Raw genomic sequence first — 18,991 nt, forward strand, 5'->3', positions numbered from 1 at the left:
AAACTCCCTCGATACTATTGAAGAAATGGTTACCAAACCATTGAACCCGTTAACCTTGGTTCGGGTTTTTGTATTTCTCTAAAAAAGGATTTATCCTTTATTAAGTTATGAACATACGGACGATTTCACATGTATATAGAGTTATCGGCTCCTTCAAAGTGTGGGTGCAGTTTACCAACTGCGAGTTTCTTACACTAATTACCGATTATTCTGGATTTTGATTTCGTCCTCGTCGATTCCTGTTTCCGTTTGGTCTCTTTTCATGTCCAAATTAGGGTGGCCAAGATGTACCACTACCGTATAAAAATTTGTTTACAACTACTTTAGGAACTTTCATATAGATAGTCTAAAAGCTAATGGGAGTAGAAGTGGTTGGATAAACAGAATTCCCGATATAGATGGGTTGTTTTAGGTTGTGTGCTGTTTACGTATATATTGATGTCGAGTCAACGGACAGCACCAGGATTGATTACAAATGAAGTAATGAAGGATTTTCAAGTTACGGCTTCAACGATTGGGTTACTAGCAAGTATCCAATTTTTTGTTTACACGGGTTTGCAAATACCGATGGGACTTTTGGCAGATCGGTTTGGGCCCAATTTTTTTCTAATCGTCGGTGCACTCCTTACTGGTATTGGAACGATTATTTATAGTCTTGGAACCCATGAAATGGTCTTGTTTTTTGCCAGAATTTTGACGGGGATTGGCGATGCGACGATTTGGGTTAATATGGTGCTGATTTTAAGCTGGTGGTTTAGTGCCAGGGAATTTTCCCGTTTGATTGGAGTTGCGGCGATGACGGGAAGCCTTGGGTTTCTGGTAGCAACCGTCCCATTCGCTGCCTGGATCGATGTCCTTGGCTGGCGGCCTGCATTTTTTTCAACAGGGCTCCTATTGTGTTTATGTGGGATTCTTCTTTATTTTGTTCTGGTCAAAAAAACGAACCAGCCGATATTTGAAAAAAGAGAAATCAAACCGGAGAAAACAAGGGTGCTGCTGCGAAGAATTGTCTCCAGCCGCCAAGCATGGGCATTGTTCCTTTGTCACTTTGGGCTTGTAGGGACATACGTGGGATTTATCGGATCATGGGCCGTTCCTTATGGAATGAATATATATGGAATGACTCGTACAGATGCGAGTCAGCTCGTTTTAATCGGTTTGGTGGGAGCTCTAATCGGTGCTCCTTTAGCCGGGTGGATTTCAAGCCGGTTAGGAATGATTAAGCGACCTTATGTAGTAGTGCACGTGCTAATTGTCCTGTGTTGGTCGAGCTTTCTTTTTACTAGTGCGAATCCGCCCATTGTTCTCTTAACCATCCTTTTCTTTGTCATTGGTCTCGCCTATGGGGCAAATGCGCTAACGTTCGCTGCTGTCCGTCAATCGTTTCCGATTGGAGAATCAGGCATCGCGTCTGGGTTCGCAAATACAGGAGGATTCCTAAGCGCTGTACTGCTGCCAGGCATTTTCGGACTTGTCCTAGATCATTTTAATGGATACTACTATGGATTCATCACCCCGGTCCTATTCTCCATAATTGGCCTGATCGGTGTGCTGCTGATGAAGGAGAAGGTGTAATGGGGTGCCTGTCACTTTCCGGAATTTCTTGTTTCACAGGATGTTCCACGAACTGCAGGGGTAACTATGGGAGCAGAGAAGACGGTTCCAGTGCTTCACTTTTGGAAACACAAGAACCGTCCATTTGTTGATTATTGTGGCTTGCTTAAATCTAAATATTGGACTGTCTGCCTAGCCACCACGATCAAACTGATCAATGAACTTATGCTTTTTCAATGTATTATGGAGCCTGTGACTCCTCGAATGCCATTAAAAAGGAAAGGCATAGTTCAAGACGATCACCTGAGATGAGGAACTAGAGGATATCACAAAAAACGCTAAATGGACAAGCTATTGACCATCACACTTTACGGGTACTAATTCTTTTCTAGGCAAACTATTCCCAAGCTGAATAAAAACTTTTAAAAAGCAAATTAGGAACTGTACGGTCACTACGAGTTATAACAAGTATGGGAGGGTTAATCAAATGTAAAGCATGAGATCCATTTTCAAGCTTTCCGTCATACTCCTGTTGAATTTAATTTCAAACTAATAGAGAGATAGGTAATCATATTATAGAATAAAGAATATATATAATTTGAACTTTTGTAAAAAAATTAAACGTAGGGTATTTTTTTATTAATGAAAAAATGCGATAATACTATTAGACTTCGAATCTAATAAGTTACATTTGAAAAGAGAACATTACGTACTCTTAAATTACCATATTCATTTCTTAAACAAACAGTTGGATTACTCTTCTAAGTACCTTAACAACCGAAATTTTGAAAACGCTTCCATTTACAGAGGTATAACATGATCTAGCAGTTCTCGGTATTATTTCCTCTAAAGGAATAATGATAAATTTTATTAAATAGAAAATGGAGGTATGTATTGATGCATGAGATTGATAAACAGCTTGGAATGAGTAATGAAGTATTAGAATTACGTAGCAAGGTGAGAAGGTTTATTGATGAAAATGTCATTCCGGTAGAATCGCTCGTGGAAGAATGGGATGAAGAAGGTCAAAGAGTTCTAAAGAACTTACAGGAGGAAGCTAAAAAAGAAGGAATATGGGCTTTAGGTTTGCCAAAGGAAATCGGAGGCGGAGGCCTGCCCTTTATGGATTACGTATTTATCAATGAAATTGTAGGCCGTTCAGAAGCAGCGATGTTTGCTCTTGGAACTCATACAGCACAGGATGGCACGATGCTGCACTTATTTGGAACAAAAGAACAAAAGGAAAGATGGCTATTGCCAATGGTAGCTGGAGAAATCAATCCATCAGTAGGCTTAACCGAACCAAATGTAGCCGGTTCAGATCCAACGCTTATTCAATCCTCCGCATACTTAGATAGAGATGAGTGGGTAATCAATGCTCATAAATGGTTTACTTCAGGGGCGACAAGAGCAGCCTTCACAACCGTTTTTTGTGTGACAGAACCCGAGGCTGAAAGCAGACATAAACGAGCTTCGATGATTCTCGTGCCAACAAATTCTCCTGGATACGAAATAGTGAGAGTTGTACCTACAATGGGACATACTTCTGGAGCCCATTGTGAGATCCGCTTAACTAATGTAAGAGTTCCGAAGGAGAATTTATTAGGAGAACGTGGAGAAGGCTTTGGTATTGCTCAAAAGAGACTAGGTCCAGGGAGAATTTACCACTCTATGAGGTGGCTTGGTCAGGCCCAAAGAGCATTTGATCTAATGTGTAACAGAGCTCTGAATAGATACGCACACGGATCGCTGCTAGCTGATAAGCAAATGATTCAAAAATTTATCGCTGACTCTGCAACTGATATTCAGTCAGCTAGACTATTAACCTTTGAAGCTGCAAAGAAAATTGACCGTGGGGAAGACGCGCGTGTTGATATAGCAATGATAAAGGTATATGGTGCAAAAGTTCTTCATGATGTTATTGATCGAGCCATTCAGGTACATGGAGCTTTAGGTGTTACGTCTGATACTCCGCTTGAAAAAATGTATAGGGATGCTAGATATGCGCGTATTTACGATGGTCCAGATGAAGTGCATACTGCATCGATCGCACGTCAAATTTTAAAGAAATACAAGCAAAATGAGAGCTGGGATCCTGCTAATTTTTAGAGAGCGTTAGGTAGTGCGTTTTTGTCACAAACATATTTTTATGAAATAAATTATCGGAATATTCAATTAAAACAAAATATTTAGGAGGTTATTATGAAAAAACTTACATTATTTCTGATAAGTTTAATCGTATTATTCATGGCTGCAGGCTGTCAGGTTGAACAATCTTCGCCATCTTTCACAAGTGGGGAAGGAGCAGAAGAAGGAGAAGAAAAAATTGTTTTACGGGCTTCAACAGGGCTGCCCGAGAATCACATTTGGATGACATCCCTCCTGATCCCTTGGATGGATAAAGTAGAAAAAGATTCGAATGGAAAAGTGGAATTTGAATTATTTGCTGGAGGAGAATTAGTTGCTTTAGGGCAGGAATTCGATGCGTTAAATGCAGGTACAATCGATGTGGCATTACCGATTATGCCGTTATACGACCCAAGTAGATTTCCATTATCAGAGGTAACGATGCTTCCGCTAGCCGAAACGAGTATGGAAACCTTCAATAAAGCTTTTGCAGAACTAATCTATGGTGATTTTAAATTCCAAGACGGAGAAACATTCTCCGAGTCTGAGTTTACCTCCAACAAATTAAAAGTATGGGCTATGAATGGAGGGTCAGCATACGTCCTTTCAACAACAGGAACAAATATTGATACAATCGATGATATTCAAGGCTTAAGGATTAGAACAGGTTCACGTCTTAACGAATTATATGTAAAAAATGTAGGTGCAACACCTATCAGTATGCCACAAACAGATGGCTATGATGCACTAAGCCGCGGCACCATCGATGGAACACTTATGGCTGTAGGTGATTGGGGTGGCTGGGGCTATCAAGAATTATTTAAATATGTTCTTGAAGGTGCTTATATCGGTCACTTCTCCGCGGTATTTGGAATGCAAGAAGAAAAGTGGAATTCATTGCCTGATGATGTACAAAAGGTATTAGATAATGCAGCACAAGAATTACAGTTAGGTACTGAACAACATGAAAAGATGTCGGCTGAAGAAAAGAAAGTATACGACGAGGTTGAAGGTAAGGTTGAATTTGAAACGTTAGGGGATTTAGATCCTGCTACACGTGACCATATCATGGCAGCAATGTCAAAGACTTGGTTTGATTGGATTGAGCTCATGGAGGCTGATGGTCAACCTGGTAAACAAACGGCAATCCTTTGGAGAGATATTATCACGGAAGCTGGTGGAAAGGTACCAGATGCAGTAATGGACCTAGAATAAGAATCCTGAAATCTTAGCCATATACCGGAGGTGACCTTTTTGCCAGAGTCAGTAGCTTTGATCATTATTTTTGGATTGTTTTTTCTGCTTTTGCTGGCTGGACAACAAATTAGTACAGTTTTATTAGCTACAGGTATTGTTGGAGTGTTCCTCTACGGTGGAAGCGGTGCTTTAACCGGAATCCTACAGCTAGAGCCATACACAAGGGTCGCCAGCTATGCCTTAACCACGATTCCACTGTTTATTTTAATGGCAGAATTTATTATGTACTCAGATATTGTTAAATACCTTTATCATATGTTATTTAAAGTATCTAAAGGAAAACCTGGAATTTTGGGTGTATTCACAATTTTATTAGGAGGGTTTTTAGGTGCTGTATCTGGGTCAGCATCTGCCATTTCAGCAGCATTAGGGCAAATTTCAGTGCCTGAGTTAAGGAAGCATGGATATAATGAGAACCTGGCCGGGGCAGTTGCTGCCTCCGCTGGTTCTTTAGCCACTTTAATTCCACCTTCCATTGGATTAATTATTTATGGTGCCATCACGCAAACACCCGTTGGCCAGCTGTTCATGGCTTCCGTTATTCCAGGTATTTTAACCATTGGAGTTTTAGTGATCTGCACTTTATTTTTTTACCATCGATCTAAAGCGAGTGTGGACCCTAGAGTATTAACTAGTTCCGTTCGCGAAGAAGCTGCAGCGATAGAAGAAACCGCTCATGCAGAAGAAGATATTCCAACTTCAAAGTTTGTTATTTCACTTATTGCCAGTTTATTTATCATGGGTTCTGTCTTTATTGGAATCTATACAGGAATTTTTACACCTACGGAAGCAGGGGGCGTTGGTGCAGCAATTAGTTTAATTGCAGCTATTTGTCTTGGAAAAGTAAATGTTGCTTTTATCAAAAACTCACTTAGAAGTACGGTGAGAATCACTTGTATGGTTATGATGATTATGATTGGCGCACAGGTTTTTGCAAAATTCATTTCACTTTCCATGATTCCTAGAAAATTAATAGCACTATTAGAACCTTTAGCTGGGACACCAATACTAGTCATCGTTCTATTATTAATCACCTATTTCATCCTATTTATGTTTGTGGAAGGTGCAGCTGTTTTATTGATGGCCGTCCCTGTAACGCTGCCAATTGCTCAAATGATTGGACTGGATGCCATTGAATTTGGGATGTTAATCGGGGTTGTAGGTGCAGCAGGTCTATTAACCCCACCAGTTGGTATGTGTGTGTATGCGGTAGCAGGAGTAACGAAAACACCAATAGACCGTTTATTTCGATATTCAACCATATTCGCAGTAATGATATGTGTAATTGTGGTACCCTTATTACTCATTTTTCCACAATTAATAACATGGCTGCCGGATACCATGTCACAATAACCGAAAAAGGATGTGAAGAGGATGGATGGGGGACTGCTGAAATTTAAGAATGGCTTTAACTATATAAAAACAAGCGGATTAATCCTTAGCGCTATCGGAATTGTGATTATCATGGTAACCATCGCTATTGACGTATTTTTGCGTAACGTTTTTAATTCATCCATTTCAGGAAATTATGAATTAATTCAAAAGTACCTTATGCCCTTAGTTGTATTTCCAGCAATGGCGATCACATATTCTTCCGGTATCATGCCAAGGTTAGATATGATTGTAGAAAAATTCTCTCCAAAGATTCAATATGTGATCCACTTGTTTGTATCACTAATTGATTTCCTAATTATGGTTCTGCTTATTTACTATACCTGGAATTACGCGATGCAAGCGCTAGCTGCCAACGTAACGTTCCCAGCAGGAGGCGCCATGTACCCGTTGTACCCGGTTTTGTTTATCGTACCTATTGGCTTTGTATTATTAGCCATTGAAATCTTATTAAACATGATGCCTGCAACAAAAAAGAGTTAATCTTCCATATGAGCCGGTCTCCCGATTCGCTAGAATGACAGCGAATTGGGGGATAGGCTATTTTTCTGGGGAGTATGTTTTTCTTAATTTAATTCAAGATGAGATACTAATCCATTATCCGGAAGCAAGAGAATAACCCTATGCTTCCTTACTTTTTTAATAATAAATACACAAAGTAAGGAGCACCGATCAGAGAGACCATGATGCCGGCGGGTACTCCACTAGGTTCAATAATATTGCGTCCAATTGTGTCTGCGAATAATAATAACCAGCCACCAAGGAGAATAGCTACAGGGATAAACAATTGATTCCTTGGTCCTACTAGAGCTTTTGCCATATGCGGGGCCATTAATCCGATAAAGCTGATTCCTCCTGTGACGGAAACAGCTGAAGCGGCTAATGCAACAGCTGTTAATAGCAGGATAATCCGTTCCTTTTCTATAGAAACCCCTACTCCGATTGCGACGGGTTCGCTTAATCCCAAGAGATTTAATCGATTGGCTTTATATAATGTAAAGGGGATAAGAAGCACTAACCAAGGGAGAAGGGCCCAAATAAAGGGCCAATCCGTACCCCAAATATTCCCTGCTAACCACTTGGCAATGAAATCGACTTTTGTGCGTTCAGCTGATGAGATGAGGATAATCATCGCTCCGGAAAGGGCGAAGGAAAATCCGACCCCGGTAAGCACTAAACTTACTGGCTGCAGGCCTGAATTTTTGTTATAGGCAAACAAATAAATCAAGAAAGCAGTCAGTATCGCTCCTCCAAAAGCAACAAGTGGAAGCAAATAAACAAATGGTCCTGCTTCAATTGGAAAAAACAAAAAGAATACAGCAATCGCGACACCTGCACCTGCGTTAATCCCGATAATGCCGGGGTCAGCAAGGTCATTCCTTGTGATTCCTTGTAGAATCGCACCGGATAAAGCAAGGGCCATGCCTGCTAACAGGGTAATGAGAATCCGCGGTAAGCGGACAGAAAACAAGACAAATTCCTCTTTAAATGTACCTTGTCCCAATAGGGTTGGGACAAGGCGGTCATAGGATAGAGACGAGTACCCCAATCCCATTCCGATAAAAATAGTGACGAGAATAAGCAGTATGGAGATCCCCAAAATCATACGCTGTTTCTTTATTAAGGCCGGATGAATCATGTGAATGCTTTTCCTCCTTTACGAACAATGATCAGGAAGAATGGAAGCCCTAGTATTGAGACAATGGCAACCACCGGTGTTTCATATGGCGAATGGATCGTGCGGCCAAGTGTATCAGCAAACAGCATGAAAGTGGCACCGGCTATGGCCGACATAGGTAGGATAAATCGATAATCCGTTCCAACCAGCACACGGACGATATGGGGAATCATGAGGCCGATAAAGGCCATATTTCCTACCAAAGCAACCGATGCGCCTGCAAGAATGATAATAACGACAAAAAGAACCGCTTTGATTTGTGTGATTTTTTGCCCCAGCCCAATAGCCACTTCTTCATTTAAGCTGAGGATCGTCAACTGTCTTGAAAGGAAAAACGAAATGAGGATCCCGATTACAATGAAGGGAATAATTACATTTAACTGGCCCCAGGTCGTCCCGATCATTCCTCCTGCTGTCCACATTGAGACGTCTTTAGAAATTTGAAAATAGAGGCCGACACCTTCCGCTACTGCGTATAAGAAGGCAGAAATGGCTGCTCCAGCTAAGACGATCCGGAGTGGGGAGAAGCCACCTTTTTTCATGGCGCTAACCCCGAAGACCAGAATAGCCCCAATGGCAGCTCCAATAAAACATGCCACCATGGTCACAAAGTAATTGGCTGATGGGATAAAGGCAATAGTTATGGCCAATGCGGCATTTGCTCCAGCGGTTAATCCCAATAACCCCGGGTCAGCAAGCGGGTTTCTTGTCATACCTTGCATAATGGCCCCAGAAACGGCAAGAGCTGCGCCCACGACAATAGCGGCAATTCCGCGAGGTAAACGAATATCTCGGATAATTGAAATTTTGTCCCCCGAAGCGGAAGATGTTAGAGCCAGCCATGCATCTTTAACTGTAATATCAGCGGCTCCCAAAACCATGGCAGCTGCAAACATGCTCAGGAAGACCAGGATTCCAGCTAGTAATTTGTAGATAAATGGCGAAGAATGCTGAGTTTTTTTCATCTTAACTAGTCCTTTTACTAGAATAAAGAAAAAGGAATTCTAAAGAAAGAATTCCTCCTTGTACCTTAGTTGCCTAAAAATGACTTCTTGAAAAATTCCAATTGCTTCTCCAGTGTGACTGGATCGCTGAAGGATGCACCCTGGCCATTCATTTCGAATACACGGTTATTTTTAACAGCTGGAATGTTTTTGTAGGTATCTGTTTCCTGGAAAGAAGTATCTGCATCAGAGTATTTGCTAAGAATCACATAATCCCCGGCATACTCAGGAAATACCTCTGCTGATAAGGCAAAATAACCCGATTCCAATGCCACTTCTTTTACTTTATCAGGCATTGGCAGTTTCATCGCCTGATATAATATTTCGGTTCCGCGAGCCCAGTTTTCTCCGAATACATATAGGTCTTTTCCATAGCTTTCTATGACAGATACGGTGGCATCGTTGCCAATTTTAGCGCGAATTTCTTCTCCTGCTGCTTCTGCACGGGTCTGAAAGTCATCTACCCAGGCTTGAGCTTCTTTTTCTTTGTTTAATAGCTTGCCAATTTCCAAATGCTGAGTTAAATAGTCTACTTTTCCCCATGTATAGGTAACAGTAGGAGCAATTTCACTTAACTTATCAAGGTTTTTAATATTCGATAAGCCAATGATTAAATCTGGTTCTAATTCAATAATCTTTTCCAGATTATCTTCCGAAACTTCCTCAACGTCTTTTAATTGTTCAGCAAAGGTTGGATTATTTTTAGACCAAACATCCACTCCAACAACATTAACTCCTAAATCTAGTACATTACCAGTGAAGCCAGATAGTAGGATGACTCTTTTCGGGTCTGCAGGAACTTCAATTGGCCCTGTTTCAGATTGGTATGTAATGAATTCTGGCTTATTTTCTTTTGAAGCTGAACTTACAGCCTTTTCAGTATCTGCCTGGCCGCAGGCACTAATAATCAGAACTAGCATGAGCATAAAGGGTGCTAATATTTTTTTCATGTTGTTTTTCTCCTTTTAATAGATTGTAAGTGATACACATCGGCTTATTTGTTCGTGGATCTTTTCCAATGACCGCGTCGATTTGAAAAACCTGGCGGAGTACCTGAGGAACAATAACCTCCTCACAAGACCCGGCCTTAACCATTTCCCCATCCTTTAGGGCGATGATGTAGTCAGCAAAACGGGCAGCCTGGTTTAAATCATGGAGCACCATAATAATCGTACGCTGCTGTTCGTAATTGAGCTTTTGCAGTAATTCCAAAACCTCCAGCTGATGTGCCATGTCCAGGTAGGTCGTCGGTTCATCCAAAAAAATAATGTCCGTTTCCTGGGCTAAAGCCATCGCAATCCAAACACGCTGCCGCTGGCCTCCGGATAGGGCATCCACTGGACGAAACTTATAGTCGCTTGTTCCCGTTACCTCAAGTGCCCAGTCAATGACCTCATAATCTTTTTTCGATAGCTTTCCAAAACCATTTTGATACGGAAATCGTCCATAGGACACTAGCTCCCCAACCGTTAATCCCGGCGCACTTTCAGGTGATTGTGGGAGAATGGCCATCTTTTTAGCCAGGATTTTGGTGTTCTCCTTTGAAATATCTTTTCCGTCTAAAAGGACTGATCCAGATTTATGAGAAATGATTCGAGTAATGGCTTTTAATAAGGTTGATTTTCCACACCCATTGGAACCAATAATCGTGGTAATTTTTTGATCAGGAATCGTTACACTGAGATTATTAACAATTAATCGTTCACCATAGCCAATGCTTAAGTCATCCGTAAACAGGCGAACCATTCTATATCACCCCCAATAATGAATTTAAATGAAAATGATTATCAGTATCGATCACTATTTAAATATAAATCTCACTTTTAGAAAAGTCAATCTAAATATTTGACAAATATTTGACCTTGTAAGTTTGCTATTAAAGTGTCAAAAAGCAGTTGGATTTAATAAGATAACGAAGTTTTGTGAAAATTCTTATTGAATAACAGGTGAAAATCATTTATTCTTATTGATAATGATAATCATTTACGGTGATTTTAAGGGGTGACAGAAATGACTCAACAGGAAGTGTTCGATGTTACGGTAATTGGAGGAGGACCAGCTGGATTATATTCCACTTTTTACAGTGGACTTAGAGGGATGAAAACAAAACTTATCGAATATCAACCAAAATTAGGCGGGAAAATTCATGTATATCCCGAAAAAATGATTTGGGATATTGGGGGATTAACGCCTGTTCCCGGGGCAAAACTGATCGAGCAGCTGGTAGAGCAGGGATTAACCTTTGGTCCTGAGGTAGTGCTGAATGAAAAGGTAGAGTCTATATCCCGCAATCGAGATGGAATATTCGTGCTGATAGGGTCATCAGGAAAAAGGCATTACACAAAAACGGTGATTGTGGCTGTGGGGAGTGGAATTCTAAATCCTAAAAAGCTTGAAATTGAAGGAGCAGAAGTATTTGAAGTAGCCAATATTCATTACACGGTTCAATCTTTAATGCGGTTCAAAGATAAAACCATCATTATTTCAGGTGGAGGAAATACGGCCATTGATTGGGCGAATGAATTAGAGCCAATTGCTAAAAGGGTTTATATCACTTACCGGAAAGAATCTCTGGCAGGACATGAAGCACAGGTTACTCAGCTTATGAACAGTTCTGTTATTTGTCTGCCGCAAAAATCCATTTCAAAGCTGATAGCCTCTGGGAATCAGGAAAGAATTAAACAGGTCGAATTAACGGATCGAGTAACAGGAGAGGCTGCCTACTTAAACATTGATGAAGTTATTATCAGTCACGGGTATGAACAAGATACTAGTATGTTAAAGGATAGTGCAATGGATATAAAGATGGTAGATAATTTTTATATCGCCGGGAATTCGTCTGGTGAATCCTCGATCGATGGAGTCTATGCAGCTGGTGACATTATAAGCTATGATGGAAAATTAAATTTAATAGCTGGTTGTTTCCAAGATGCAGCAAATGCAGTGAATAAAGCAAAAAAATATATTCAACCATCCGCAAACAAAGCGGCTATGGTCTCGTCCCACAACGAAGTCTTTCAAAAACGAAATCGTGAATTAGTAAAAAAAATGATGTTGAAAGAACCAGCCCTATAGGTGCCTGTCACTTCCCGGAATTTCTTGTTTCACAGGATGTTCCACGAATTGTAGGGGTAACTATGGGAGCAGAGAAGACGGTTCCAGTGCTTCAGTTTTGGAAGCACGAGAACCGTCTCATTGCTGTTTATTGTAGCTTGCTTAAATCTAAATATTGGACTGTCTTGCCATCACGGTCAAACTGAACAACCAACTTACTTTTGTTGAATTTATATATAAATTGTTCACAGGATGCGCTTTCGTAGCAAGAAATTTTCGTTACTTCATTCGGGTATCCATATACGTCCAGCACTTTGCTTTTTTGTTTTGGAATGGCATCTGAATTTAAAAATTCTGGATAGACTTGTAATCCGAATATGGACCCGTCGTTCATATTGAAATTCACACGAACTCCTGCACCTTGTTTTTTATAATAGAAAGATCTTATATTCATATAATCCTCTATTTTTGCTGGTTTTCCAAATTGCTTTTCAAGCTGGCTGGACATGGAGCCCACAGTGACATCATTAATATGCAGAGGCTTATCCGTTAAGATATAACTGTCTTTTATCCCTTGTTTCCTCAAAACCTCTCTTTGTTTCTCCGCATTTTTTTTATCAGAAAATACTCCAGTCTGAATACGGTAGTAAATCTGATTGGTTATTACTCTTTTTACTGCAACAGCTTCAATTCCTTTCTTTTTGAGTAGAGAGATTTGCTTATCTGCATTCATTTTCTTCGCAAATGAACCAGCCATTACAACATACAATGGGTCCGTTTGTTTTAAACCAGGTAGAAGCAATTTTTGACCGACCTTGATTGTATTGTTTTTTAAATCATTGTGTTCCTTTAACTCCTGAACAGATATGTTGTATTGTTTTGATATGCTATACAAGGTATCCCCCTTTTTTATAATGATAGAATCACCCGCCGCATATCCAAATCCATTTGCAAAAAAGAATAATGAAACAACTAACACTGTAGATACGGCAAACAGCACGAACTGTCTTATCTTTTTCATTTTATCACCTCATTTATAATGACGTGATTAGCTTTCAAAAGATGCATTAGGACGAGCCCAATTCATTTCTGAAAAACAAAATGGGCTGAAAATAACGGTAGTAAACTGACTGGCAGTTTGCTGCCACGATATATACCCCATGTAGTCTGAAGATGCCCTAACTTTGTTAGTATGAGCTTAAGAGTTTTAGAGTTAGGATGCATTTTTCTGTACTTTTGCATGCAGTTGAAACGCTCCTTGCTTCCCAGTATGCTCGCTTCGGTTGCCTGCTTTTATTCATTTTTGAAACGGGTATACATACTAATAAACAACAAGAAAGAGGGGAGCTTAATGTCAGATAAACACGTCATTCAGACTACTTTAAGAGGAAAAGAGATACTGTCCAATTCCTTTTTAAATAAAGGTGTAGCTTTTACAAAAAGGGAAAGGGAAGAGCTCGGCTTAGAGGGATTATTGCCACCCCAGGTAATGACGCTTGATGAACAGGTAAAAAGGGTTTATGAGCAATATTCTGCACGAACAACCAATTTGTTCAAAAATGGGCTTCTCTATGATTTATATAATCGCAATGTTGTCCTGTTTTACCGGCTTCTGAAGGAGCATTTGAGCGAGATGCTTCCTATTATATATACGCCTACGGTTGGTGAAGCTATTGAGCAATACTCCCACGTTTATCGGCGGCCGGGCGGACTCTATTTATCAATCGATGATCTAGACGGAATTGAAACGGCATTTAAGAATCTGGGATATCCCAAAAATGGGGTTGATCTAATTGTCGTAACCGATTCGGAAAGCATCCTTGGGATTGGCGACCAGGGTGTTGGCGGCATCAATATTTCGATTGGGAAACTGGCTGTTTACACTGCGGCAGCAGGTATCGATCCAAGCCGGGTGCTTCCGGTGGTCCTTGATGTTGGAACAAACAATAAGGCCTTGGCAGATGATCCATTTTATATTGGGAACGAGTTCCCTCGAGTCCGTGGCGAGCGTTATGACGAGTTTATCGATGCCTTCGTTACTGCAGCTCGAAAGAATTTCCCGGATGTCTTGCTGCACTGGGAGGATCTTGGCAATGTAAATGCCCGCAAGATCATGGAAAGGTATGGAGACAATACGCTTACTTTTAATGATGATATTCAGGGGACTGGCGCAGTCACACTAGCGGCCATAAAGTCTGCATTGAAGATGACAGACGAAGAACTTAAGGACCAGCGGATTGTGGTCTTCGGGCCGGGAGCTGCTGGTATTGGCAACGCCGATCAAATGGTGGATGCAATGGCGCTTGAGGGCTTACCGAAAGAGGAAGCCTATGAGCGATTCTGGGCTGTCGATTACAGGGGACTATTAACGGAGGATCATACCGATGTTCTGAAATTCCAAAACCCATACTTACGCAGTGCGGAGGAAGTGGCAGGATGGGAACGGAATGAAGAAGGCATTATTACGCTCAAGGAAGTAGTTAAGAGGGTGAAACCAACCATCCTTCTTGGCACATCGGGACAGGCTGGAGCCTTTTCGGAGGAGATTGTCAAAGAGATGGCAAAGCATGTGGATCATCCCGTTATCATGCCAATGTCCAACCCGACATCACTTGCTGAAGCAGTCCCTGCAGATTTAATCAAATGGACAGACGGGAAGGCGCTAGTTGCAACGGGCAGCCCATTTGAAGATGTCAAATACAATGGTGTTACCTATGAGATCGGTCAATCCAACAATGCGTTTATTTTCCCTGGACTGGGACTTGGTGCTATCGTGGCAAAAGCAGACATCATCTCAAAGGGAATGTTTACTGCAGCCGCAAATTCTGTTGCCGATCTGTGCTGCAATGATAAGCAGGGCGCATCACTCCTTCCTGCTGTCGACAAATTGCAGGAAGTCTCAGAAAAAGTAGCCATTGAAGTCATCCGGGCAGCCTTCTCAGAAGGAATTGCCAGAACCGATATCAACGATGTAGAAAAGGCAGTTAGGGAAGCAATGTGGCAGCCGGAATATAAGGAAATAAGAAGTATTAGGATTTAATTGAGGGAAACATATGGCGCTCCCGTGCTTCCAACATTTTCGAAGCATGAGAAGCCCTTAAGCGTAATAGGTATGTTAAATTTTAAAAAGTAAAAAATAGAAAAGATAGAGAATGTAGGAGCAAGGGGAGACTCTTGCTTTTTACATTGCTGGAAAAATTGTATACTTCCGGCTTTGAAAATAAACAATAAGGTAGTCGTAAAGATCATAACAAAGAGGAGTTGAGAAGGATGAAAACGAAGGATGATTTTTTAGAAGGCGCAAAGGTTACAAAAGATAATCAAATTTATGGAACACCAAACAGTAAGAGCAAGGATGGAACTGGCAACTCTCCAAATGATGATGTAGGCAGGAATAAACATAAACGCTAATCAATTGACCGCTTTGTTAGTTGTCATTGATAGCGTCGAGCAGGATCAGAAGCATAGTCCATTTTGAGGTGCAAAATCATAACTGCTATCAAAAAAAGCGTGCAAACTGGCAACAGTTTTGACACGCTTTTTATAGCTATAATAAGTCCATAAACAGGGTCTTCAATTTTTATATCATTTGGTTGGCAAGATTTATTAGATCTTTTTTATGCTGTTCTTTAGAAAGTCCTTCATTTATATAAGTAATAGTATAAGTGATACCTTTTTCATAAAAAAATAAAGATTTGTTTGTATAGTAAGCAGTCACTTTATGCTTAAGTTTGAGTTCTTCGGAATTAGAATAATCCATTTCAGCTTCGCTATTAATAGCAGTAATCATTAAAATTATTGGTTTTACAGAATTATCCTTTGAGGAAGTTTTAAATTCAACCATTAAGTTCTCACCATTATGGGACATATCGTTAATGGTAGGTGGCAGGAAAGGTTTTGCCTCAAACGGAAGTTTCTCAGGTAGTTTCATTTCAAAAGGCAATGCAGAAAGTCCATCTTCGACAGAAGGTGCTTCATAAGTGATAGGAATCTTTTCCCTTTGTTCATCGGTAACATCAGGCATTTCTACTTTTGTTAGTCTTGTCGTATCAAGACTTCCACTACCAGCATTTTGGCATCCAACTAATAAGGATAAAATAAAAGCGAAAATAACAGTTAATATCTTGTTCAAAAATCTCCCCCCCTTTTTTTTGCAAATCGCTCCCATGGTCGAATGAGAAAAAACGCCGCCTTACTATGCAGCTATTGAACCCGTTTGGTGACTGAAAATATATTAGTATTACCTCTTTTCAAGTGATCGAACTAATAAAATTCCAGATACTAATGTTAATATTGCTTTTATCTCGGGGTGTATAAACGGAATATATCGGTGGGGGAAACCTGTTCCAAACCATAAAAACCATGTGGATATCGGTATTATTAATAGTGAAATTAATATTAATGTGGTAATAAATTTGCCCCAATTTAATACATAATCTCGATTCCTAACCAGGTCCAGGATCCTTTCGCCCTCTAATAGCGTACCTAATAAAAAATATATAACTGCAACTAAAAACCTGTAAATTAACATCCTATTTGTATTAAAATCCTCAGCATACTCTTTATATATTGGGATCAGCAACATTAAAAAGGAACAATAAAACAATGATTAAAATAGTTTTATACACATTTATTTTTTTGATAGCTAAATCAACTCCTTTACATATAGTAATACAACTAGCTGCCCCTCTACTGGTGTAACCAGAAGGCTATATTCCACCTTAACCCAGCATTAAAATATATGAATCCAACGTTGGAAAACGCACTTAAACGAATGGGGAATGAACTTCTAAGAGAGCGTGTGTGAGTCCGATGGTAAAAGGATTTTTTGAATTTATGTTTTCAACAGAAGGCAGGAGCGCGAAATTGTTTCGCTATTGCATTAATTGGTCCAATTATTCTGCGATTTTCAGGGGGAAATGGGGACAAGGAACGTGAGGTTTATTTTAATATAATAACCATTAATTCAACATTCCTTAATTGCTTTCTTTTAGGGGGAATGATTATTTGGTCCTAAACACAAGGTTGGTTATAGTTCCTATTATCAAAGCGGGGATTAATGGAGGAATAGCGAGAGACATCAATGCCTCTAACATATTTCTTGGTGGAAGCATTGACATCATCAAAAACAGAGCCACTACTATGTAGGTAATTAAATAATCGCTTTTTCTGAAGTTGCGTCTTCTAATATTATTACTCATAACCCACCAACCTTTTAATAAATGTTCATTAAGTCCTTCTGAACCCTCCTTGTAATTTAAATTTTACATACTAGTCTTACAGGAAATAATACAACGAAAGTGGTAAATTGGATTGTTAACTTCTTAAACTAAGCTGCCTCGTTAGGGAAAGAAAAAATGAAGGTTGCAAGGACACACATCACTTCTTATAACATTTATTCATCTGGACCCGACCCTTAGGACGGTACCTATGCTTTTTTTGATTTGTGATTCTAATCAAGCAAACCGTCCGCTGCAAAGCTTTCTGAATCTTCGAATCTTCTATTTAAAGCTGTATTCAGCAGGAGAATTCTGCCATATAATTAAATTAGCAAATTATTCTATCTATAGAGGTGCAAGCATGACAACCATTAAGAATCCATGGATTAAGCTTAAGGAACATATTGATGGAGAAGATTATGAATTGATCGCTCAACTAGAGAATTTATGTATCGAAAAAGACAAGACAGCTCTGAAACTCGAGCTGGATTACAAGCTAGGAGCCAGCAATGGAAAAAAGGGCAATATAAAAGACTTAAATGAATTCATGTATTTTAACGGACAGGACCTCATTGGTTATATTGGAGTTTCAAGCTTTGGCGGCCCGTGGGAAGTAAATGGCATGGTCCATCCTGAGTACAGAGGGCAAGGGGTTTTTAAAAAGCTAAGTGAGCTGGTCCTGGCTGAAGGGAAACAAAGAAATTCTGGGAGCATGTTATTGCTAAGTGACCGGAAGTCTGAATCAGGTCAAGATTTTATAGCTGGAACTGGGGCAAAGTACGCTCATTCCGAATATGAAATGTATTTGAATCAGAATGTTCAGCAGCCAATGGAGTCATCCGGCATCAACCTCAGAAACGCAACCAATGCTGACGCGCAGGAAATTGCGCGGCAAAACGCTATCTATTTTGGAGAAGGTGAACCAGAAAACATAGAATTGGAGGATTTGATTCTGCCAGAAGAAGAGGAAAAAAGAGGGATGCCTTGCTACCTGGCTGAAAAGGACCAGCAAATTATTGGGAAGGTGAACCTTCAAGTAACTTCTAAGCTTGGTGCGATATTTGGGCTGGGAGTTTTACCAGAGTACCGCCGACAAGGGTACGGGAGGTCCATACTTCTGATGGCGATTGAAAAATTAAGGGAGGTTGGCGCAAGCGAAATCATGCTCCAGGTGGCAGCTGAAAACGCGAATGCTCTGAACCTATACAAATCTTGTGGTTTTGAAACTACTTCTACGATGGATTACTACAGTTTAAGCAAATAAAGATTATTAAGCTGAAATTGTAACAAAGAAGCACGGGGTGGAGTTCTAAAAAGCTGCTTTTTCGGATGCTTTATTGATAAATGATATGAAAAATTGCGTGTGAATCGCACACGTCATTTACCTTATTAATTAGAGTTTTAAGGATATATAACTGGTTCGGCACAGCTATTGCATCAATATTTATGCTGGATAATAAAAAATTGTACTATTAAAAGAGAATACTAACCTGCAATATAATTGTCATTTTTGGTTGCATAGTTAGGGAAAGTAGAAATATCTATTAAGTTTTATTCTATATATATTATCAATGGATAAACAACAGGAGGCTATAATGATTTGGAAAGTATCAGAGCTTACTTGAAAAAAGATAGTAACTGGTTTTTTGTCCATTTAACCTTATTTTCCATCTTAGTTTTAATTATGAATAGAATGGGTCCGTTAG

At 40.0% G+C, this 18,991-nt stretch carries 15 protein-coding genes; 9 read left to right on the forward strand and 6 right to left on the reverse strand.

Translation table 11 applies throughout. The features are described from left to right. Nucleotides 1-372: 372 nt before the first annotated feature. From HRJ06_RS00850 to HRJ06_RS00870, 5 genes are all read left to right on the forward strand, one after another. On the forward strand, nucleotides 373-1,575 hold the full coding sequence (locus tag HRJ06_RS00850; RefSeq protein ID WP_174727285.1) for an MFS transporter: 1,203 nt from the start codon (nucleotides 373-375) through the stop codon (nucleotides 1,573-1,575). Between the two features lie 876 nt (nucleotides 1,576-2,451). Then, nucleotides 2,452-3,663, forward strand: a complete 1,212-nt coding sequence (locus HRJ06_RS00855; RefSeq protein WP_197969799.1) for an acyl-CoA dehydrogenase family protein — start codon at nucleotides 2,452-2,454, stop codon at nucleotides 3,661-3,663. Between the two features lie 93 nt (nucleotides 3,664-3,756). Next, nucleotides 3,757-4,896, forward strand: a complete 1,140-nt coding sequence (dctP, locus tag HRJ06_RS00860) for a TRAP transporter substrate-binding protein DctP (RefSeq protein WP_174727288.1) — start codon at nucleotides 3,757-3,759, stop codon at nucleotides 4,894-4,896. A gap of 39 nt (nucleotides 4,897-4,935) precedes the next feature. Further along, on the forward strand, nucleotides 4,936-6,291 hold the full coding sequence (locus tag HRJ06_RS00865) for a TRAP transporter large permease (RefSeq protein WP_174727290.1): 1,356 nt from the start codon (nucleotides 4,936-4,938) through the stop codon (nucleotides 6,289-6,291). Between the two features lie 21 nt (nucleotides 6,292-6,312). Then, nucleotides 6,313-6,813, forward strand: a complete 501-nt coding sequence (locus HRJ06_RS00870) for a TRAP transporter small permease (RefSeq protein ID WP_174727293.1) — start codon at nucleotides 6,313-6,315, stop codon at nucleotides 6,811-6,813. A gap of 148 nt (nucleotides 6,814-6,961) precedes the next feature. Here HRJ06_RS00870 and HRJ06_RS00875 read toward each other — a convergent pair whose 3' ends face one another. From HRJ06_RS00875 to HRJ06_RS00890, 4 genes are all read right to left on the reverse strand, one after another. Further along, complete coding sequence (locus HRJ06_RS00875; RefSeq protein ID WP_174727296.1) at nucleotides 6,962-7,969, reverse strand: FecCD family ABC transporter permease; 1,008 nt, start codon at nucleotides 7,967-7,969, stop codon at nucleotides 6,962-6,964. After that, nucleotides 7,966-8,973: a FecCD family ABC transporter permease gene (locus HRJ06_RS00880; RefSeq protein ID WP_174727300.1), complete on the reverse strand. Its 1,008-nt coding sequence runs from the start codon at nucleotides 8,971-8,973 to the stop codon at nucleotides 7,966-7,968. Before HRJ06_RS00880 ends, HRJ06_RS00875 begins: the two co-directional genes overlap by 4 nt. A gap of 65 nt (nucleotides 8,974-9,038) precedes the next feature. Beyond that, nucleotides 9,039-9,962, reverse strand: a complete 924-nt coding sequence (locus HRJ06_RS00885) for an iron-hydroxamate ABC transporter substrate-binding protein (protein ID WP_174727303.1) — start codon at nucleotides 9,960-9,962, stop codon at nucleotides 9,039-9,041. Continuing rightward, nucleotides 9,913-10,758 (reverse strand): ABC transporter ATP-binding protein, encoded by an 846-nt coding sequence (locus HRJ06_RS00890; protein WP_174727306.1) that lies wholly within the window; start codon nucleotides 10,756-10,758, stop codon nucleotides 9,913-9,915. Before HRJ06_RS00890 ends, HRJ06_RS00885 begins: the two co-directional genes overlap by 50 nt. A gap of 264 nt (nucleotides 10,759-11,022) precedes the next feature. Here HRJ06_RS00890 and HRJ06_RS00895 point away from each other — a divergent pair, with 264 nt between their 5' ends. Then, nucleotides 11,023-12,087 carry an NAD(P)/FAD-dependent oxidoreductase gene (locus tag HRJ06_RS00895; RefSeq protein ID WP_174727309.1) on the forward strand — a complete coding sequence of 355 codons (1,065 nt, stop codon included), beginning with the start codon at nucleotides 11,023-11,025 and terminating at the stop codon, nucleotides 12,085-12,087. Between the two features lie 127 nt (nucleotides 12,088-12,214). Here the strand turns inward: HRJ06_RS00895 and HRJ06_RS00900 are convergent, their stop codons facing one another. Then, nucleotides 12,215-13,087, reverse strand: a complete 873-nt coding sequence (locus HRJ06_RS00900) for a LysM peptidoglycan-binding domain-containing protein (protein WP_174727312.1) — start codon at nucleotides 13,085-13,087, stop codon at nucleotides 12,215-12,217. A gap of 330 nt (nucleotides 13,088-13,417) precedes the next feature. Between HRJ06_RS00900 and HRJ06_RS00905 the strand changes: the two genes are divergently transcribed. Beyond that, a complete protein-coding gene (locus HRJ06_RS00905) occupies nucleotides 13,418-15,106 on the forward strand; it encodes an NAD-dependent malic enzyme (protein WP_174727317.1) in 1,689 nt (562 codons plus the stop codon). A 230-nt stretch (nucleotides 15,107-15,336) separates the two neighbouring features. After that, the gene (locus HRJ06_RS00910) at nucleotides 15,337-15,477 is read left to right on the forward strand and encodes a hypothetical protein (protein ID WP_174727320.1); all 141 of its coding nucleotides are present in this window, start codon (nucleotides 15,337-15,339) and stop codon (nucleotides 15,475-15,477) included. Nucleotides 15,478-15,646: 169 nt separating this feature from the next. Here the strand turns inward: HRJ06_RS00910 and HRJ06_RS00915 are convergent, their stop codons facing one another. Then, on the reverse strand, nucleotides 15,647-16,198 hold the full coding sequence (locus tag HRJ06_RS00915) for a hypothetical protein (RefSeq protein ID WP_174727324.1): 552 nt from the start codon (nucleotides 16,196-16,198) through the stop codon (nucleotides 15,647-15,649). Between the two features lie 1,298 nt (nucleotides 16,199-17,496). Between HRJ06_RS00915 and HRJ06_RS00920 the strand changes: the two genes are divergently transcribed. Beyond that, nucleotides 17,497-18,549: a GNAT family N-acetyltransferase gene (locus HRJ06_RS00920; RefSeq protein WP_242035095.1), complete on the forward strand. Its 1,053-nt coding sequence runs from the start codon at nucleotides 17,497-17,499 to the stop codon at nucleotides 18,547-18,549. The last annotated feature ends 442 nt before the right edge of the window (nucleotides 18,550-18,991 follow it).

The sequence above is a fragment of the Mesobacillus harenae genome (assembly GCF_013343715.1).
GTDB classification, from domain to species: Bacteria; Bacillota; Bacilli; order Bacillales; family Cytobacillaceae; genus Mesobacillus_A; species Mesobacillus_A harenae.